Origin of the sequence: Scytonema hofmannii PCC 7110, assembly GCF_000346485.2 — a bacterium.
In the GTDB taxonomy this organism is placed as follows: Bacteria; Cyanobacteriota; Cyanobacteriia; order Cyanobacteriales; family Nostocaceae; genus Scytonema; species Scytonema hofmannii.
Genome location: NZ_KQ976354.1, coordinates 4886594 through 4903045, shown reverse-complemented (window position 1 = coordinate 4903045; position 16452 = coordinate 4886594). Strand labels below are relative to the sequence as shown.

Here is a 16452-nt window from a genome sequence, read left to right as displayed (position 1 = left end):
CAAAGCTTGGAGTACATTTCAACATGGCTAAGATTACAATTTCTCAACTACAGACTGCTGATACTGCCTCTATCAAAGAGTTAACAAATGCTGAGATTGATGCCACAAAGGGTGGACTCTTACCGCCCCTTCCGGTTGATATTTTCGGCTTTGCTTTCGGTGTTAGTGGTTTTGCATTGGATACTGTAAGTAGTGCAGCTTCCAGTGCTCAGCTATATGTGACTGAGGGTTTGCCAAGAAGCATAGGCATGGCATAAGTGCTTTTCACTCAAGTTCTTACAAATCAGAGTGAGGTAGTACACTTTGGATAAGTAAGCCAATATCAAACCCGCTTTATTTTAGAAAGCGGGTTTTGTCTGGGGCAATTTCTTACAAATCATTGACTGAAAAGTTAGATCCCCGACTTCTCAAAGAAGTTGAGGATCTGAACACTGTGAATTTTCACAAATCAAATAGGATTGCTATATCAGGCGCATTTTTTTCACCTGTTAGATTAAAATATTGTTGAGACATTAGTGGTTTCACTTTTCTCCCACATTCCCCACCTACAACTATCATAGTCTAGTAACCCGGAATAGTTTCACTTTTTTCTCAGCAGGGAATGCTTGGGGAATGCTTCACTTTTTTATTTCGACAAATGAAAATTTCCTCATTGCTTGTTCATTTTCTTTTCATACGCATATTTTATATTGAGATTTGTAAAAGAAGGGTTTTCCTTTCTCTACCATACGATTTGTCAAAAACAGTACCTAGATACACTGAGTACTGTTTTTTCTATTTTTTTAACTGGTAATTTTGACCGAAATAAGGAAGAAGGAAGAGGAAAGAAGGAAGAAGGAAAAACATAAGGTTTTTCTCATGATTTTTTCATAATTGTTTTATGCAATACCCAAATTATTATAAGTATGTAAACGCAAACAACAACTACACTATCCCCCATATGCCCTGATAGCATCCTTGATTTCTCGTGAATCAATAATTTATAAGAAATGCTCTCAAAAAAAACCGCTCTCGTAAAGAAAAGCGGGTTAACAATCGCTTAATTATCCGAAATACACTGCCTTACTTTGATTTGTAAGAACCTGAGTGAAAAGTACTTATACACCCAAGCCTAGGCTTTTTAGTACTCCGTCAGACAGGTATTTCTGAAGACTCTCTAATGTACCGCCAAACAGTTCAGCAGGAAGGGGTACAAGTCCACCTTTTGTGGTATCAATCTCAGCATTTGTCAACTCTTGGATAGAAGCAGAATCAACAGTATGCAGTTGAGAAATTGTAATCTTAGCCATGTTGAATGTATTCCAATTTAATGTGCAACTCTTGCTGATTTTCAAATTAAGGGTTAAAAGTAACAAGAAAGTAACAGTACAAGAATTCCCTATATAAGCGAAGATTCAGTCGCAAGGATTTTAAAAGCGGCTTGCCAAAGGGTAGAGATAACTGAACTGAGCATTCACTGCTAGAAAAATCACTGTTAATAATCATTAGTGGCAATTAAAAACAGAGAATTAGAAAAAATGCCTTGACTAATGTCCATTTCCCATGTCTAAAACTCTTGCTGAAAAACAGTTTTATCAGTAAACATTCTAGTGGGCATTGACATTGAAAACAAATCTACTACTATATGTAAAATATCCAATTATAAAATTCAGGAATTACGCAAAAATTGCTAGAAACCTTGATTTATCGAACCGCCAAGACGCCACTCGCTGCGTTTCCCGGTTTAAAGCCTCTATTTCACTGGTTTTAATTAAATTTCAATAGCGGTACTGGGTGATGACAATCCAAATTGGTATCCATCGCAATTTGGTTACAGTTTATTTGGCTCCAAATTTGGAAGCCGAGTTTAAACTTGAAGTAGAACAACTTGAGGCAGAACAACGCATGAAATATGTCACATCTTTCGAGCGCATCGGTATTGAGAAAGGCAAGCAGGAAGAAGCGTTTACATTTGCTACACGCCTACTTAATCGTCGTTTAGGTAATCTTGATGACACACTGATTGACCGTTTGCGTGAGCTATCAGTTGAACAATTGGAAGCATTAGGTGAGGCATTACTCGATTTTAATCAAGTTTCTGATTTAACTAATTGGTTGTCGCAACAGTAGTTTACTCGTAAGAGGCAAGAGCGATCGCACTCCTTGCCTGCCTCACTTCATGTAGTCCATTAATCTGAAAATTGCTATAATATTTTAACCATGGTCATAAAGAGTAAAATTTTTATCTAGCCAGATAATGTAAAAGACACAACCATCACGATAGCCCACCATTGGTTTCATCCCAGAGAACCGAAAAGCAATAAGATTCACATCTTCAGTAATAAATCTAGGAATTGGTACTTTAAGCGAATCTCTGGAAATTCTTTCGTAACCTAGTTTGTGCCTGTCTTGAGACTGTATTTGGCTCCAAGTTAACTTACTTAACCTATGAATTTTAAGAGCAAAGGCAGCTTGGTCATCTTTGTCACATTTAGTTAAACAATATTCACCGTCTAGGTAACGTAGAGAAAATATAGGAGGTAGTTGTTCTGGAGGTATCTCTGTTTTGTCAGGTGGAGTTCCTAAATTTTTCCCTCGCTCCTTTGGTGGTTGTTTAAATTTTTTCCTGTTACTCATTCGAGCCATTTACAAGCTGAGTTTTAAAGTATTGTTTCATAGCTTGATGATCTATAACCATATTGCCTTTATATGCATCTTTCCAAGGTTCTTCATCATGGGTCATATTTCGCAATTTCCATGCAGAAAACTGTCCGTAAACACAGTAAACCTCGTCTAGTAGGTCACGAGTTTGCTTATCATATTTTGAAAAATCAATATCGTCAGGAATAGGAATCGCACCTGAAGCATAATGTTTGTATGCGTGATATAGTTCAGGCACAACTGGACCATGTGTCCACGCCTCTATAGGTTCAGCAAATAGGGGTTCATCATACAACGCCAAGTGAAACCCTTGAGCGTAGTAGACTAATTTTTGAAGCTTAAGATTAGAAATTAAATCCCCAGCTTCTTCGTCAGTTTGAGCTAGAAAATATTTTGCAACATCATGACAGCTAATCATTCGTGTTTCCTTGCACATTTTAATTTTGTTAGTATCTATTTCTGTAAACACCGTAAAGAACATTATTTTCATTGTTTGTGAAGTTTTTCTTTAAAAGCTTTTTACAATCTCCACATTTCCAAATAAATACTATTGTACTATAAAATGAGGCAGGACAACGTATAGAATTCTGGGGCTACACAAACGCTCGTCCGCCTGCACGGACTAACAAGAAATTAAGGTTTTGAAACCCACGTAGGTGGGTTTTGCTTGTATAGTCGCGATTTCTAATCGCCAAGACCTTTATTCCAAGTTTTGTAACCCTAGTGCAATTTTACTGTGCTTTTCAATCTGCCCCATAACTTGTCTTGCTCGTTGAATAACTACTTTTGGTAAACCTGCCAATCTTCCGGCTTCAATACCATAAGATTTATCAGCACCTCCCGGTTGAACTTGGTGCAAAAAGATAATTTGATCTGGTAATTCTTTGACTGTTACCTGATAATTAGCAACGTTTGGCAATAACGAAGCTAATTCGTTCAATTCATGGTAGTGTGTTGCAAAAATTGTCCGCGAGCGAATTTCCTCTGCCAAGTATTCTGCGACAGCCCAAGCAATAGAAAGACCATCAAAAGTCGCTGTTCCCCTACCAATTTCATCTAACAGCACTAATGATTTTGATGTTGCATGGTTGAGAATATTTGCTGTCTCATTCATCTCCACCATAAAAGTAGATTGACCCGTTGCCAAATCATCGACCGCACCGACACGAGTGAAAATGCGATCGCACACCCCCAATTGTGCTTCCCGTGCTGGTACAAAGCTTCCGATTTGCGCCATAAGTTGAATTAATCCCACCTGTCTGAGGTAACAACTTTTGCCACTTGCATTTGGTCCGGTGAGGATCACTAAATCTGGGGAGTGGGGTGTAGGGAGTGGGGAGTCGGGGGAATTTTCCTTTTCACTACTCCCTACTCCCAATTCCCTACTCCCTAATTGAGTAGAATTAGGCACAAAGAAACCTGAAGGCAAAGACTTTTCCACGACAGGATGACGCCCATCAATAATTGTAATTTCTCGCCCTTCCACCATGGACGGACGACAATAACCCTGATAGATTGCTAACTCAGCCAACCCACACAAAACATCTGCTGCTGCTATTGCACGAGAAATATTACGAATGACTTCCGCTTGCGTACCTACCTCTTCTCGCAACGCCACAAAAATCTCATACTCTAACTGGTTCAAATCATCCCGTGCTGTTAGAATTCTGGCTTCCCGTTCCTTCAACTCTGGAGTGATATAGCGTTCTTCATTAACCAGCGTTTGCTTGCGAATATAATTCGATGGTACTTGGTCGGCTTTTGTACGAGAAATTCCAATGTAGTAACCAAAAGTTTTGTTAAATCCTACCTTTAAATTGGAAACTCCCGTTCTTGCGCGTTCATCAACTTCCAAATTTGCAATCCATTTCTGGTCATCTTCAACAATGGCACGTCGTTCATCTAATAGAGCATCAACTCCAGAACGAATCAATCCCCCTTCCTTAATATGTAAAGGTGGTGACTCCACGATATGAATGCGAATGTTTTGTGCTAACTCTTCCATTCCTGGTGGCACTTTTTGCAAAGCTTTCAGGAAGGGGGACCGCGTACTAGCAACCAAATTCGCTATTTGAGGTAAACGAGATAGGGAATCAGCTAAAGCGAGTAAATCTCTAGCATTAGCAGTACCAGAACCAGCACGTCCCGTGAGTCGTTCTATATCATAAATTTGACGCAATAACTGTCGCAGATCTTGGCGCAGGGAATTGTTATCAACAAGTTCTTGAATTGTGTCTTGTCTTGCTCGAATACCTTTAATCTCAAGCAGTGGTTGCAACAACCATCGCCGTAAAGCACGACTCCCCATTGGTGTAGAAGTTTTATCTAACGCCCAAAGAAGAGAACCAATAAAAGTGCCATCACGTACAGTTTGGGTAATTTCCAGGTTGCGCCTTGTTTGATGGTCAATAATCAAAAAGTCGGTGAGAGTGTAAGTCCGTAGCGTTTGTAGGGGGATCGAGTTTTCTTTTTGCGTCTCTTCTAAATATTCCAGCAACCCTCCCGCCGCACGCACAGCAAGCGCAAGGTGTTCGCAACCCAATCCTTCCAAAGAACGAACTTTGAATTTTTGCAACAATCTGGCTCTGGCTTCGCCTTGGGAAAAAGGAATTTGCGATCGCAAGCTATAACAAAAAGATGGAGGCAAACACTCTGGTAAATGTTCCGATCTTTCTCCCGGACGCAATAAACTTCTTAAATCTGGTGCGTTAGTGGGAACGAGCACTTCAGCAGGTTGCAAGCGCATGAGTTCTTGTGTCAAATGCTCTGAATTGCTACCTTGAGTGGTTAAGAATTCACCTGTGGAAATATCTGCATAAGCCAAACCCCAATAGTCACCTGCAATCACCACAGCCGCCAAGTAGTTATTCCGGCTTGACTGAAGCATTCCTTCTTCCAACAATGTACCGGGGGTCAGAATGCGCGTCACCTCACGACGGACTAAACCGACTGCTTCCGAAGCATCTTCTACCTGATCGCAAATAACAACAGCATATCCCTTTTCTACTAACAGAGTCGTGTACCGTTCCCATGCATGATGAGGAACACCCGTCATGCGTACCCTACCGACTTCTCCTCCGTGTTTGCTAGTCAGAACCAGTTCCAGTTCTCTGGATACAACAACAGCATCTTGAAAAAATGTTTCAAAAAAATCTCCTACCCGATACAGCAGTAGAGCATGAGGATACTTTTCCTTCACCTCCACGTAGTGCTGGTACATCTTGCTGAGTTTGCTGCGATCTACCATACGGTAGTCGCCGATTGGCTCATTCGGGTTACTGGGTTCAGTTGTTTGGGGTGTAGAGTGAGAAGCGGTCATGAATATCTACCAATACACAAGGCTGCCTGCCAATATCCGATGATAACGTGATGTTAGGGATACTCACAAATTGTTTAAGCTTTGTTAACCGCTTTGATGAGTTTCTTCTATTAAAAAAATATTCTTCCGTCTGTAAAGCTCCCACTATGGCGATGCTAAAGCGAGTCGTTTAGTGGGGGTAGTTTACTGGCTAATATGTTCTCTAATTCTTCAGGTGACATTACTGGAATACCTGCACTTACAAAACCAGACACATCACGAGTTACAATTGCATCAACCCCATGCGCCATTCCACAAGCATACTGCACTGCATCCTCAAAATCTTGGAAATTTAGAAGCCGCATTACTGGTACTTCTGAGTGAGATAGGTGGTATAATCACCTTCAGTATTTTTATTATCTGATACGTCAGAACCTTTTGCAATACCCCGTAACCGAGATAGGTTGCCTTTCTGTACTGGACGCGTTTCCTGCTGTAGGGATTCCATCAAGGTTTGCATCAGTTGCCAACGTTCGCTAATCGATAATTGCAGTGCCTGTTTTTGCAATTCTTGCAATGTCATTAATCCTCTCCTACCTGAATCTATTCCACCTCAATTATAAGCAAAGGAGCAGGGGCAGGGAGAAACGGGTTACAATTTCAGGTTTAAATTTGGATTCTAACTTTAGTTTGAGCCTGACTCCGATATTAAGATAAACTGATTTATAAATCACTTTATTGTGCAAAATTTTTAACTTAAAGTGAATGGTGAACCAAAATTAATTGCCTATATTGAATATATGAAAATACAGTTTCGTGAGGTACAGAATATTTAATTAACCACAGATGAACGCACCCAAGGGCGCAGATGAACTGAAAAAGGCTACATAATCTATGAAACTGACAAAGCAAAATCTCTCAGAACGTGCTGCGAATGATTATGACGTGATTGTGGTCGGAGGTGGAGCAGGTGGGTTGTCTGTTGGCATTTACCTGCAACGCTATCTTCTTTCGAGTTTGATTATCGACAAAGGCAAAGCCCGTTCCTTCTGGATGCAAGAACTCCATAACTATCTCGGATTGCCCCCGGATACCCCAGGGCGATCTTTGCTGCGGCAAGGTAAGGAACACTACCTCTCGCTCGGCGGTGATATACTTGATGGCTTTGTAGAGGACATCGTAGATGAGGGAGAAACTTTTGCTATACGTGTTAAAATTGGTAGACACGACAGTATCTATCAGACGTTCCGCTCGAAGTACCTGGTTGCTGCCAGTGGCATTATTGACTACTTACCCGAGTTAGACAATATGCGAAATGTGTATGACTATGCAGGCTATAATCTGCACGTCTGTTTAATTTGTGATGGTTATGAAATGGCAGATAAAAAAGTGGGAGTATTTGCCAACAGTCTTAGCAATGCGGAAGTAGTTTTTCCACTCGGTTGGTTTACCCCTTATATCACGTTGTTCACTCAGGGACTGTTTGAAGTCGCAGATGAGTTGCGTCAGAAATTACAAGAGAACGGCTATCAGTTGGTTGAAACCCCAATCAAGCAATTCCTAGGTGAAGACCATCAAATGAGCGGAGTGGAACTAGAAGATGGCAGGGTGATAGGGCTAGATGCTGGATTGATTTCAATGGGATCGAAGTATCACGCTAATTATCTAGAGAAGTTCAATCTAGAAAAGCAGGGCGGCAATTTGATCACCGATCAAATGGCACGTACTTCCCATCCTCGCATCTTTGCGATCGGCGATCTCAAAGTCGGACTCAATCAAGTTGTAGTTGCTGCTGCGGACGGGGCATTAGCTGCTACTCAAATCTGGCGAGATTTGCGCCGAGCACTCGGAGCTAAACGTCCGGTACAAAAATAAAGGACAACCTTTTATCCGACTGATGTTCAAATCCTCTGCTTATGCCAGTTAACGTTCTAGCATCCATAGGTTCTGAGTGGATTAGAGACTACTAGTACAATTAGCTTACAAACTAACAATGCCTCGTTTAACGGCAACAATCACTGCTTGAGTGCGATCGTTCACGGGCATTTGGTTTAAAGCCCATTTAAAAAAAAGATGTTTTTCGAGATGCATAGCACGTTCGCGCAGCGGCACGAAGTGCAGAAAAACAGCGTCCAAGCTTCAATCCCACTCTTTTAAGTGTGGGTTCCTTCTGCCCTCTGCCTTCTGAATATTCTGATTTAATAAAATTGCTTCCCCAGCAACTATTTCTTTTATCTCTTCCAAGCCAAAATCATAAATTATATATTCACTGCCATTCTGTTACTTATCTACTAATTTTTTAAATAGTTCATGCTCTCTAATATTAGCAAAATCATAGTCAGTTTTCGCTGATTCTTTCCAATTAGTGTTTAATTCAATTGCACGTTGTAAGTTATCAATCGTCAGTTCAATATTTCCTTGAATTGCATAACTGCAAGATAGGTTATATAAAGCCAGATCGTTTTTAGAATCTAATTTAATTGCTTTATCGAAAGATATCAGTGCTTCTTCATAACGTTCTAATTTATGTAATACCAAGCCTTGCTGACCCCAAGCCCAAGCGTCTTTAGAATCTAATTGAATTGCTTTATCGAAAGATACCAGCGCTTCTTCGTAACGTTCTAATTCCAGTAGTAACCTACCTTGCTGACCCCAAGCCCAAGCGTCTTTAGAATCTAATTGAATTGCTTTATCGAAAGATACCAGCGCTTCTTCGTAACGTTCTAATTTCAGTAGTGACCTACCTTGTTTACCCCAAGCCCAAGCGTCTTTAGAATCTAATTGAATTGCTTTATCGAAAGATATCAGCGCTTCTTCGTAACGTTCTAATTTCAGTAGTAACCAACCTTGCTGATACCAAGCCCAAGCGTCTTTAGAATCTAATTGAATTGCTTTATCGAAAGACACCAGCGCTTCTTCATAACGTTCTAATTCCAGTAGTAACCAACCTTGATGACCCCAAGCCCAAGCGTTTTTAGAATTTAATTGAATTGCTTTATCGAAAGATACCAGCGCTTCTTCATAACGTTTTAATTTCAGTAGTGACCTACCTTGCCGACCCCAAGCCCAAGCAGGCTTAGAATTTAATTGAATTGCTTTATCAAAAGATGTCAGCGCTTCTTCATAGCGTTTTTCGTTTTGAGCATAGGAATTGGCAAAGTGCTGACGCAATAGATCGTGCATAAATCGATAACTACCACCGACTCGTTGCAGAAATAAGCGATTAGTGCAGTAGTTGAGAAACTTAGCATAATTCCAAGGAGCACAACCATTAGACCAGAGAATTATACGCACAACGAAATGTTTAATGGCAGAAATTCCACTTATACGTATTCCAAGAAGTGTTGCAAAATATATTCCCCCAAATAATATTGGCTGCCAACCAGAGATTAAATATTTCTCTAAATTGTTATTTTGATTACTTGTATTCTGTAAGACAAGTAATGTCAATTTTATTCTAAAAAAAGATAGTAATTGAAGGATTAAAAGCATTAATATAAATGATAAATAGCATACTAATATTACAAGAACACTGTTAATAATTGATTGGCGAATTCCTTGATTAGGAGCAGTTTTGTTTTCTATATCTGAATCTGACCGTAAAAATCCATATACCAGCCCCTTCATTAGTCCCATAATTAGTCCATAATACAGTCCGAAAAATATTATTATTATAATCAGCACCAAAAAACCAGAAACAATCTGTCCATTGTAATGATTTAGCACAAGACTAATTAATCCATAATAACTATTTAACACAACAAGAGTCAGTACTAAAAATAGTACAGAAAGAATCCCTAATTTCAATCCAAGTTTTAGTCCTGATTTTAGGTGAATGCGTAAGTTTTCTGAAAAAGTTTTAAAAGAAAAATTAGGAACTATTGTGGGAGGAGCGACGCTTGCAGGAGCATTATACGCTGCTTCTAAAGCACCATCTAGCTCTTGTGATGAAGAGGATGAAAGTTAATTAAAGAAATAACATTATTTGTATGCTTGTTATTATAGTTACTGTTTTGATTGCTTTATTTAGCTTTATTTTTTACCGGAGAAAGCAGCATCTCTGATTTTGACCGTTTCAATTTAGCATTAGGACCAGTAGCAGTTATATGGTTATCAATTAAACAAACGTTAGAGCTTATGCCGAAGCAAGCCAAAAAATCTATAAAAAAAACCCTAATCCTTAACAATATTTTTGCTATTCTCAGTAGAAGTTTCTATCATTTCCATAAGCACAGTGAAAAAGCGATCGCAGTGAGGAGAAGCGCTACGGACTTTGCTGGTATTTAATAATTCTAAAAGCTTGGAGGCGTGTTTTATTTTTTGATACTCGCCCTTAGATGTATTGCTAGTAGCATTTTTTAAGCATGGTTCCAAGCTATCTTTATTAATAGTTTCCACATTAGAATTTTTAGGAATTGCATTTTCCTTAAATCCCTGTCCGTAAAATTTTTTAAGAGTATCGATGTCAGCCATAAACCATGCTTCCATTGCTTGAACCATTAGATGACAATAGCGAGCGTCAATTTCTGGTATCTCCCAATTATCTCTATTCTTTAAATGCTCCCAAGGAGACTTTTTAACAGGGGCTTCTGCATCAACAAGCAGCACATTAAAAGCATCTGGATGAGATTTCAAAGCATTCTTAAAGTCGCGAAACGCGTTATTACGGGTACCACAAACAGTAATTCCCCATTTGATTTTTTTACTGCGTGCTAATCCCACAATCTCTTGTAAAAATTTGCTAAAGCCTTCACGAATCAAAGCTTTTGTATTTTTTCCATCGCCACCACCTTCAATGTAAATACGGATCTCCTTTACCATCGAGTTCCTCCGATTTCGCCCATTCGCCACAAGTCACCGAGAGTATAATTTTCCAACCAACTTTTCAATCTTTCTGGTTCAAGGCGGCGTAAATGACTTCCTTTGTCATCTCTTTCACAAACCAACACTGATTTGGGTGGAATTGCAGAAACCAAAGCATCAGAATGAGTTGTTACAATCAGTTGTGTTCTTTGAGATGCTTCAATAAGCATTTCCGCAATTGTAGGTAGAATATCTGGATGTAGACCTATTTCTGGTTCTTCAATACAAATAAGAGGTGGTGGAGCAGGATCGAGAAGTAAAGCCATTAAAAATAAATATCGTAATGTACCATCAGATAAACGGTTTGCGGGAATTGGTTGCGTAAGCCCTTCCTCACGGATAAATATTTGTGCCGTACCACCGTATACTTTTATATTAAGTTCTTCTGCCATCTCGTAAAATTTCTTAATTTGGTCTATAACTTGTCTATTGCCTAACTTGTATTGTAAGTTATTTAGAAACAAACCAAGATTACTTGCATCTTCAAAAAGAGGATGTTCTACTAAATCAGTCTTTTGAGGTTTACGTATTTCTGATTGTTGTCCTAAATCCCATTCTCGATAAATTCCTATACTAGAAAATTTATAGCTTAAATAGGAAAGTTCAGGATACAAATCTGGCTCTTTTCTTTGTGATAAAATTGACTGATCTATAATGAGTCCTTCTGGTACTATAGACCGTCGTATCTGTTGTACCGAGTTATCTGATTTTACTTTTAAAACTGGGTGACCGTTTTGATAACGATAGTAAAAATCATTATTCTTTTCGTTAAAAGATGAATATTCATTTTCTATTTCTTCTTCTATGACTTCTAGTCTTCGACCAGCTACAGTAAACATTAATCTATAGGATAAAGGTTGATTCGGGTAATCAACAGTAACTTGTATTTTAGCGACAGGAACGCCTTTATCCCCTTTCCAAAAAAACTCACTAATACCTCCTCCTTGACGAAATGGAACTAGTAAGTCTGTGGGTGTAGCCCTTAAAATATTCAGTGCTTCAATTAAATTCGATTTACCAGATGCATTAGAACCAATTAATACATTCAATGGTTGTAATTCAATGTCTTCCGCTTCACTTCCATAAGATAAGAGGTTTTCTAATTGCAGGCTGCGGATAAATCTTTTACCTTCCATCTAAATCCCCTCGATTATTCAACACCTAAAGTTATCGTTCCAAAACCACATTTGCCGTTTTTCCAGAAGTAACACCATCACTTGAGGCATCCTCAGCAAGTGGAACTCTAAAACCTCCATCACGCCAGCTATCTGCTACATCTTTGATAAAACTAGCTATGGGTATAGCAACCAACAAACCTAATAATCCTCCAAGTTTTGCGCCTACTAATAAGGAAATAACAACCCAAACGGGGTTTAAGCCAGTTAAATTCCCTAAAATTCGAGGAGCCACAAAATTAGTATTAATTTGATCCACAAGTACAGCAACAGCTAAAACTTCTACACCCAACCAAAAATTTTGTAATCCAATTAATAGAGTGACTATTGCAATCCCTATACCTGTACCAAAAGGAAAGAGGGAGAAAAACCCAATTCCAATCCCAAAAAGTAAAGCCAGGGGAATTCGCAGCGCCAAAAATATGAGTATAAGTGTCAGCGCTAACAATGCACCTAAGATGGCTTGACCAATGAAATAATTTTGGAAGTCCTCACGTAATAATTGCCGTATTGGTGAGCTAACATAAGGAGGAAACCATTGAAAAATTCCATCCCAAAGCTTTTCTCCGTTGAGTATTAGATAGATGGTGATAACTACTGTCAGCAATACATTCACCAAACTACCAATAGTATCTACTGCAAAACCAAGAATTTGGCCTGTGATGGACTGAAGTTGGTTGGAAAATCTATCCAATAATTGAGTGACTAAACTACTTAAGTTAAATGGTAGTTCCTGGGTGGCGGCTTGGGTGGCAATCCAGGATTGAAAAGCTTGAATTTGTTGCGTTCCAGAATCAATCCAATTGGGCAAAAAATTCACTAGTTCGTTGAGCTGTTCCAGAATCAAGGGAACCAAGGTAACAGCCAAAGCCCCAACAATTACGACAGCTAACAGCAAGACACTGACAATAGCAAAGTTGCGATTTATGCCTCGTTTTTGGAAAAACCGAATTGGATAATCTAAAACAAAAGCTAGCAAGAGGGCGGCGACAAGAATACTCACTAGGGGTTGGAAATACTGTACAACCTGAAGCAATACCCAAGCGTTGAGTATAGCGAGGGGAAATGCTAAGCCCAGACTTAACCATTGTGGTAGTTTGTTTGTAGTCATTAATTATTTGCTAATTGCTAATGGCTAATTGCTAATGGCTAATTGCTAATGGGAGTTAAGAATTAGGTATTAGCTATGAGCATGGGTTCTCTCATAAAATCTAACAGAATACGTCGATGGACTGCTCCAAATGGTCTGATTTCTCCTGCAACTGCTGAATAGCAACTCCCTTGCTGAACGTATTCTGGCGCTACTAAACCCATGTCCCAACCTTCATTCAAAACTAATCGATCTAATTCTACTAATAGCGGTGCATGGAAAACGTGACGAAGAGCTATTTCATCAGAATAGCAGCCGAACTTGGAAAAGGTTGGTGGTAAAGTGTAACCTATTTCCTCAAAAATTTCTCGCTGTACTGCTTCCTCTGGAGTTTCGCCCGGTTCCATATGTCCGCCAAAAAACGCCCAGTGTCCCGGATAGAGAAGATTGGGTTTGTTATCCCGCAACTGCATGAGAAACTTATTTTCTCGGTAAAGTATCGCGATCGCAACTTGTACTTGCATGGTTAGTAGTTAGTAGTTAGTAGTTAGTGGTCACTGGTCACTGGTCACTGGTCACTGGTCACTGGTCACTGGTCACTGGTCATTGGATGATCTCCAATAAGGTACGCCCAAAGCAGCAGGAGGAGTAGATTTGCTCTTTTTCCCCATGAGCGCAAAGAGTGCAACCGCATATGGTAGCATAATCAAAAACTGATAGGGAAGTTTTGCACCCAATGCTTGAATTCGCAATTGTAAAGCTTCAGTTGCGCCGAATAACAAACAAGCTAAAGCTGTTCCTACAGGATTCCACCGACCAAAGATAAGTGCTGCAATGGCAATAAAACCTTTGCCCGAACTCATTCCTTCAGCAAAGTATTTGACTTGCACTAAACTTAAATAAGCACCGCCCAACCCCGCCAGACAACCGCCCGTTATGACAGCCAGGTAACGTACCTGTTGTACTGAAATTCCAGATGTATCAGCAGCACTAGGGTATTCGCCAACAGCTCGTAAGGTTAGACCAGGGCTAGTGTGAAACAGTATATATGTACTTAAAAACACTAAAAGAAATAGTAAGTAGACCAGAACATCTTGTCGGAAAAGTAAAGCTCCGATAACTGGAATATCTGCAAGAATAGGAACGATAATTGGGTTAATTCCTACAATACTTTGGGCATTTCCACCACCAAATACCAATCGAGACAGAAATGATGTTAATCCAGAAGCAACAAGATTGATTGCTAGTCCAGAAACTAACTGATTCACTTGTAAAGTCACAGATAAAAAAGCATGAAGTAATCCAGTCAATCCGCCAAAACAGATCGCAGCAATGACACCAATCCAGACATTACCAGTGTAAAAAGTTGCGGCAGCAGCCGTAAAAGCACCAATTAACAACATTCCTTCTAAAGCAATATTCAATACCCCCGACCTTTCTGAGAACAGCCCTCCTAACGCCGCAAATGCAAGAGGTACTGAAAGGCGAAGGCTAGACACTAGATAATCTGAAAAAAAGTTAATCATTTTGTTAGTGGTTAGTGGTTAGTGGTTAGTGGTTAGCAACCAACAACTATCAACTATCAACTATCAACTATCAACTAACTCTTAATCCTAATTTTTCCTTCTATTGCCAGACTAACAGCAATAAATAACACGGTCAAACCTTGAATGACATAAACCACAGTTACGGGAACTCCAGCGCTACGCTGCATCACATTCGCACCACTTCTTAAAGCACCGAAGAAGAGAGAAGTGAACACAACACCTGTTACACTACCACGACTGAGGAATGCTATGGCGATCGCATCAAATCCATAACCGGGGGAAACTACCTCATACAGGCGATACTTTGCTCCCATCACCTCAATTGCACCTGCTAACCCTGCTAAACCACCTGCTAGTGCCATAACTAGCATAATTGTGCGTTCTACAGAAATACCACTGTAACGGGAAGCAACAGGATTAAATCCCACAGCAGCAATTTGATAACCTAGAGGTGACAGCACCAATAATATCCAAACAATCCCTGCAACCAGTAACGCAAGTAAAATTCCTGCATGAGCAAGACTGTCTGGTAGGATTATAGGTAAGTAAGCAGATTGAGCAATTTCTGGCGAATAGGGACTAGGTGCATCGGGTGCCTTTAGAGGATTTTGTACGAGGTAACTAATAAAGTTAAAAGCAATGTAGTTCAACAGTAGAGTCGAGATCACCTCATTAACTCCTTGCACAGCCTTAAGATAACCTGGTATCAAACCCCAAATTGCCGCAAACAAAAACCCAGCAGTCAGTGCTAAAGGAATATGAATCCATGAAGGTAATCCTGTAACGTACAACCCTACCAAAGCACTTCCTAAAGCACCCAGATAAATTTGCCCTTCTCCACCAATATTAAACTGACCGGCACGTAGAGCTACTAACACCCCCAAACTTGTTAACAACAGTGGTGCCATTTTAGTCAGCGTGTTGCCAAACCCAAAGTATGTTGAGAGAGACTCCTGAAACAAAGCCGTGTAAGCAGCAATAGGATTTGCCCCAGCAATTAGAATAAGAATTGCACTAACCAGCAATGATGCTGCGATCGCAATGATAGGGGATAAAATTAGTCGTTTGTCATTGGACATACCATTTTGGATTTTGGATTTTGGATTTTAGATTTTGGATTGAAAAAGCCTCACTTGGAATTGATTTTACCCACCTATCTGTCGCCACCATTTTTTTAATTGGTATAAGACTGATAATTGACCGAGCTATTTTGATATTGAAGTTGAGGGGATTTCCTCAGCAGTTAAAGTCACAACTTTACCATTTTGCATAATACTAATCGATTGACCTAACTTACGGTGTCTTTCAATCGCTTCAGCAATTGCAGCTTTGACTCCAGCATCAATTTTTTTGGATAAAAGCTCTGATTCATGCTCAGCCATTGTACTCTCCTCTAATTTGATTCCAGATGTCTCTTTGATAAAGAACAAGTTTCTGATTTATAGTGTACTCGGCTACTAATCTAACATCTACTCTAGAATTATCGTAAACGATCCAGCGATCCCATAAAGGCAAGTACAAAGAAACTAAATTTTTCCGTCCTCGCTCGTAGCGCCTGCGAATGACATCTTCTGGAATAGAGTGTCCGCCGCTAGCAATTCGCCTCGCTACTCTTTCTACTGCTAAGTCAGGGCTTTGCAGCCAAAAATAAATTAGGTTAATTGTGTAACCTTTTGCTCTACAATTAACAATAAATTGTGCAAACGTTTTCGCTGCAAGAGTTGTTTCAAAAGCAAAATCTCTACCGGAATCTGATAGCGATCGCAATCTTTGAATCATCAACCTTCCTGCTTCAATAGCCATGGATTCTGGATTGAGAGTTAACGCTCGTAAGAAGGA

General features: G+C 39.7%; 20 protein-coding genes. 4 read left to right on the top strand and 16 right to left on the bottom strand.

The annotated features are described in order from the left end of the window. The first annotated feature begins 23 nt into the window (after window positions 1-23). A complete protein-coding gene (locus tag WA1_RS20425) occupies window positions 24-257 on the top strand; it encodes a hypothetical protein (RefSeq protein WP_017741683.1) in 234 nt (77 codons plus the stop codon). Between the two features lie 840 nt (window positions 258-1097). Here the strand turns inward: WA1_RS20425 and WA1_RS20420 are convergent. Continuing rightward, entirely contained in the window at window positions 1098-1289 is a 192-nt protein-coding gene (locus WA1_RS20420; RefSeq protein WP_017741685.1) for a hypothetical protein, read from the bottom strand. 487 nt (window positions 1290-1776) lie between these two features. Here WA1_RS20420 and WA1_RS20415 point away from each other — a divergent pair, with 487 nt between their 5' ends. Continuing rightward, window positions 1777-2109 (top strand): DUF4351 domain-containing protein, encoded by a 333-nt coding sequence (locus WA1_RS20415; protein WP_017741686.1) that lies wholly within the window; start codon window positions 1777-1779, stop codon window positions 2107-2109. An 84-nt stretch (window positions 2110-2193) separates the two neighbouring features. On the opposite strand, the gene WA1_RS20410 is transcribed toward WA1_RS20415, so the two are convergent. The 5 genes from WA1_RS20410 to WA1_RS20390 all read right to left on the bottom strand — a co-directional run bounded on the left by WA1_RS20410 (window position 2194) and on the right by WA1_RS20390 (window position 6521). Further along, a complete protein-coding gene (locus tag WA1_RS20410) occupies window positions 2194-2616 on the bottom strand; it encodes a hypothetical protein (protein ID WP_017741687.1) in 423 nt (140 codons plus the stop codon). Beyond that, window positions 2609-3076, bottom strand: coding sequence for a Panacea domain-containing protein (locus tag WA1_RS20405; protein WP_272819186.1), 468 nt, complete (start codon window positions 3074-3076; stop codon window positions 2609-2611). Before WA1_RS20405 ends, WA1_RS20410 begins: the two co-directional genes overlap by 8 nt. Before the next feature lie 264 nt (window positions 3077-3340). After that, window positions 3341-5959 (bottom strand): DNA mismatch repair protein MutS, encoded by a 2619-nt coding sequence (mutS, locus tag WA1_RS20400; protein ID WP_017741689.1) that lies wholly within the window; start codon window positions 5957-5959, stop codon window positions 3341-3343. A 155-nt stretch (window positions 5960-6114) separates the two neighbouring features. Beyond that, window positions 6115-6303 carry a PIN domain-containing protein gene (locus tag WA1_RS20395; RefSeq protein ID WP_017741690.1) on the bottom strand — a complete coding sequence of 63 codons (189 nt, stop codon included), beginning with the start codon at window positions 6301-6303 and terminating at the stop codon, window positions 6115-6117. Beyond that, window positions 6303-6521, bottom strand: a complete 219-nt coding sequence (locus WA1_RS20390) for a hypothetical protein (RefSeq protein WP_017741691.1) — start codon at window positions 6519-6521, stop codon at window positions 6303-6305. The genes WA1_RS20395 and WA1_RS20390 overlap by 1 nt, the downstream gene beginning before the upstream one ends. 311 nt (window positions 6522-6832) lie before the next feature. Here WA1_RS20390 and WA1_RS20385 point away from each other — a divergent pair, with 311 nt between their 5' ends. Beyond that, window positions 6833-7813, top strand: a complete 981-nt coding sequence (locus tag WA1_RS20385) for an NAD(P)/FAD-dependent oxidoreductase (protein ID WP_017741692.1) — start codon at window positions 6833-6835, stop codon at window positions 7811-7813. A 105-nt stretch (window positions 7814-7918) separates the two neighbouring features. Here WA1_RS20385 and WA1_RS60025 read toward each other — a convergent pair whose 3' ends face one another. After that, complete coding sequence (locus WA1_RS60025; RefSeq protein WP_272819185.1) at window positions 7919-8074, bottom strand: hypothetical protein; 156 nt, start codon at window positions 8072-8074, stop codon at window positions 7919-7921. 144 nt (window positions 8075-8218) lie between these two features. Continuing rightward, complete coding sequence (locus tag WA1_RS20380) at window positions 8219-9745, bottom strand: tetratricopeptide repeat protein (protein ID WP_017741693.1); 1527 nt, start codon at window positions 9743-9745, stop codon at window positions 8219-8221. Window positions 9746-9773: 28 nt separating this feature from the next. Between WA1_RS20380 and WA1_RS60020 the strand changes: the two genes are divergently transcribed. Next, window positions 9774-9905 (top strand): hypothetical protein, encoded by a 132-nt coding sequence (locus WA1_RS60020; protein ID WP_017741694.1) that lies wholly within the window; start codon window positions 9774-9776, stop codon window positions 9903-9905. Between the two features lie 206 nt (window positions 9906-10111). Here WA1_RS60020 and WA1_RS20375 read toward each other — a convergent pair whose 3' ends face one another. The 8 genes from WA1_RS20375 to WA1_RS20345 all read right to left on the bottom strand — a co-directional run bounded on the left by WA1_RS20375 (window position 10112) and on the right by WA1_RS20345 (window position 16416). Further along, the gene (locus tag WA1_RS20375) at window positions 10112-10759 is read right to left on the bottom strand and encodes a DUF4276 family protein (RefSeq protein ID WP_017741695.1); all 648 of its coding nucleotides are present in this window, start codon (window positions 10757-10759) and stop codon (window positions 10112-10114) included. Next, window positions 10753-11937: an AAA family ATPase gene (locus tag WA1_RS20370; protein WP_017741696.1), complete on the bottom strand. Its 1185-nt coding sequence runs from the start codon at window positions 11935-11937 to the stop codon at window positions 10753-10755. The genes WA1_RS20375 and WA1_RS20370 overlap by 7 nt, the downstream gene beginning before the upstream one ends. A gap of 31 nt (window positions 11938-11968) precedes the next feature. Further along, window positions 11969-13087, bottom strand: a complete 1119-nt coding sequence (locus tag WA1_RS20365; protein WP_017741697.1) for an AI-2E family transporter — start codon at window positions 13085-13087, stop codon at window positions 11969-11971. A gap of 62 nt (window positions 13088-13149) precedes the next feature. Further along, on the bottom strand, window positions 13150-13590 hold the full coding sequence (locus tag WA1_RS20360) for an NUDIX hydrolase (protein ID WP_017741698.1): 441 nt from the start codon (window positions 13588-13590) through the stop codon (window positions 13150-13152). A 72-nt stretch (window positions 13591-13662) separates the two neighbouring features. Beyond that, entirely contained in the window at window positions 13663-14592 is a 930-nt protein-coding gene (locus tag WA1_RS20355) for an ABC transporter permease (protein ID WP_017741699.1), read from the bottom strand. Between the two features lie 74 nt (window positions 14593-14666). Next, the gene (locus WA1_RS20350; RefSeq protein ID WP_017741700.1) at window positions 14667-15692 is read right to left on the bottom strand and encodes an ABC transporter permease; all 1026 of its coding nucleotides are present in this window, start codon (window positions 15690-15692) and stop codon (window positions 14667-14669) included. A gap of 126 nt (window positions 15693-15818) precedes the next feature. Continuing rightward, the gene (locus WA1_RS58150) at window positions 15819-15995 is read right to left on the bottom strand and encodes a hypothetical protein (protein WP_017741701.1); all 177 of its coding nucleotides are present in this window, start codon (window positions 15993-15995) and stop codon (window positions 15819-15821) included. After that, window positions 15988-16416 (bottom strand): ATPase, encoded by a 429-nt coding sequence (locus WA1_RS20345; protein WP_017741702.1) that lies wholly within the window; start codon window positions 16414-16416, stop codon window positions 15988-15990. Before WA1_RS20345 ends, WA1_RS58150 begins: the two co-directional genes overlap by 8 nt. Between the last annotated feature and the right edge of the window lie 36 nt (window positions 16417-16452).

What these genes read in the sequence shown, in the direction of transcription:
- WA1_RS20425 (WP_017741683.1), top strand. Translation starts at nt 24, where the DNA reads ATGGCTAAGATTACAATTTCTCAACTACAGACTGCTGATACTGCCTCT.
- WA1_RS20420 (WP_017741685.1), bottom strand. Translation starts at nt 1,289, where the DNA reads ATGGCTAAGATTACAATTTCTCAACTGCATACTGTTGATTCTGCTTCT.
- WA1_RS20415 (WP_017741686.1), top strand. Translation starts at nt 1,777, where the DNA reads ATGACAATCCAAATTGGTATCCATCGCAATTTGGTTACAGTTTATTTG.
- WA1_RS20410 (WP_017741687.1), bottom strand. Translation starts at nt 2,616, where the DNA reads ATGAGTAACAGGAAAAAATTTAAACAACCACCAAAGGAGCGAGGGAAA.
- WA1_RS20405 (WP_272819186.1), bottom strand. Translation starts at nt 3,076, where the DNA reads ATGTGCAAGGAAACACGAATGATTAGCTGTCATGATGTTGCAAAATAT.
- mutS (WP_017741689.1), bottom strand. Translation starts at nt 5,959, where the DNA reads ATGACCGCTTCTCACTCTACACCCCAAACAACTGAACCCAGTAACCCG.
- WA1_RS20395 (WP_017741690.1), bottom strand. Translation starts at nt 6,303, where the DNA reads ATGCGGCTTCTAAATTTCCAAGATTTTGAGGATGCAGTGCAGTATGCT.
- WA1_RS20390 (WP_017741691.1), bottom strand. Translation starts at nt 6,521, where the DNA reads ATGACATTGCAAGAATTGCAAAAACAGGCACTGCAATTATCGATTAGC.
- WA1_RS20385 (WP_017741692.1), top strand. Translation starts at nt 6,833, where the DNA reads ATGAAACTGACAAAGCAAAATCTCTCAGAACGTGCTGCGAATGATTAT.
- WA1_RS60020 (WP_017741694.1), top strand. Translation starts at nt 9,774, where the DNA reads ATGCGTAAGTTTTCTGAAAAAGTTTTAAAAGAAAAATTAGGAACTATT.
- WA1_RS20375 (WP_017741695.1), bottom strand. Translation starts at nt 10,759, where the DNA reads ATGGTAAAGGAGATCCGTATTTACATTGAAGGTGGTGGCGATGGAAAA.
- WA1_RS20370 (WP_017741696.1), bottom strand. Translation starts at nt 11,937, where the DNA reads ATGGAAGGTAAAAGATTTATCCGCAGCCTGCAATTAGAAAACCTCTTA.
- WA1_RS20365 (WP_017741697.1), bottom strand. Translation starts at nt 13,087, where the DNA reads ATGACTACAAACAAACTACCACAATGGTTAAGTCTGGGCTTAGCATTT.
- WA1_RS20360 (WP_017741698.1), bottom strand. Translation starts at nt 13,590, where the DNA reads ATGCAAGTACAAGTTGCGATCGCGATACTTTACCGAGAAAATAAGTTT.
- WA1_RS20355 (WP_017741699.1), bottom strand. Translation starts at nt 14,592, where the DNA reads ATGATTAACTTTTTTTCAGATTATCTAGTGTCTAGCCTTCGCCTTTCA.
- WA1_RS20350 (WP_017741700.1), bottom strand. Translation starts at nt 15,692, where the DNA reads ATGTCCAATGACAAACGACTAATTTTATCCCCTATCATTGCGATCGCA.
- WA1_RS58150 (WP_017741701.1), bottom strand. Translation starts at nt 15,995, where the DNA reads ATGGCTGAGCATGAATCAGAGCTTTTATCCAAAAAAATTGATGCTGGA.
- WA1_RS20345 (WP_017741702.1), bottom strand. Translation starts at nt 16,416, where the DNA reads ATGGCTATTGAAGCAGGAAGGTTGATGATTCAAAGATTGCGATCGCTA.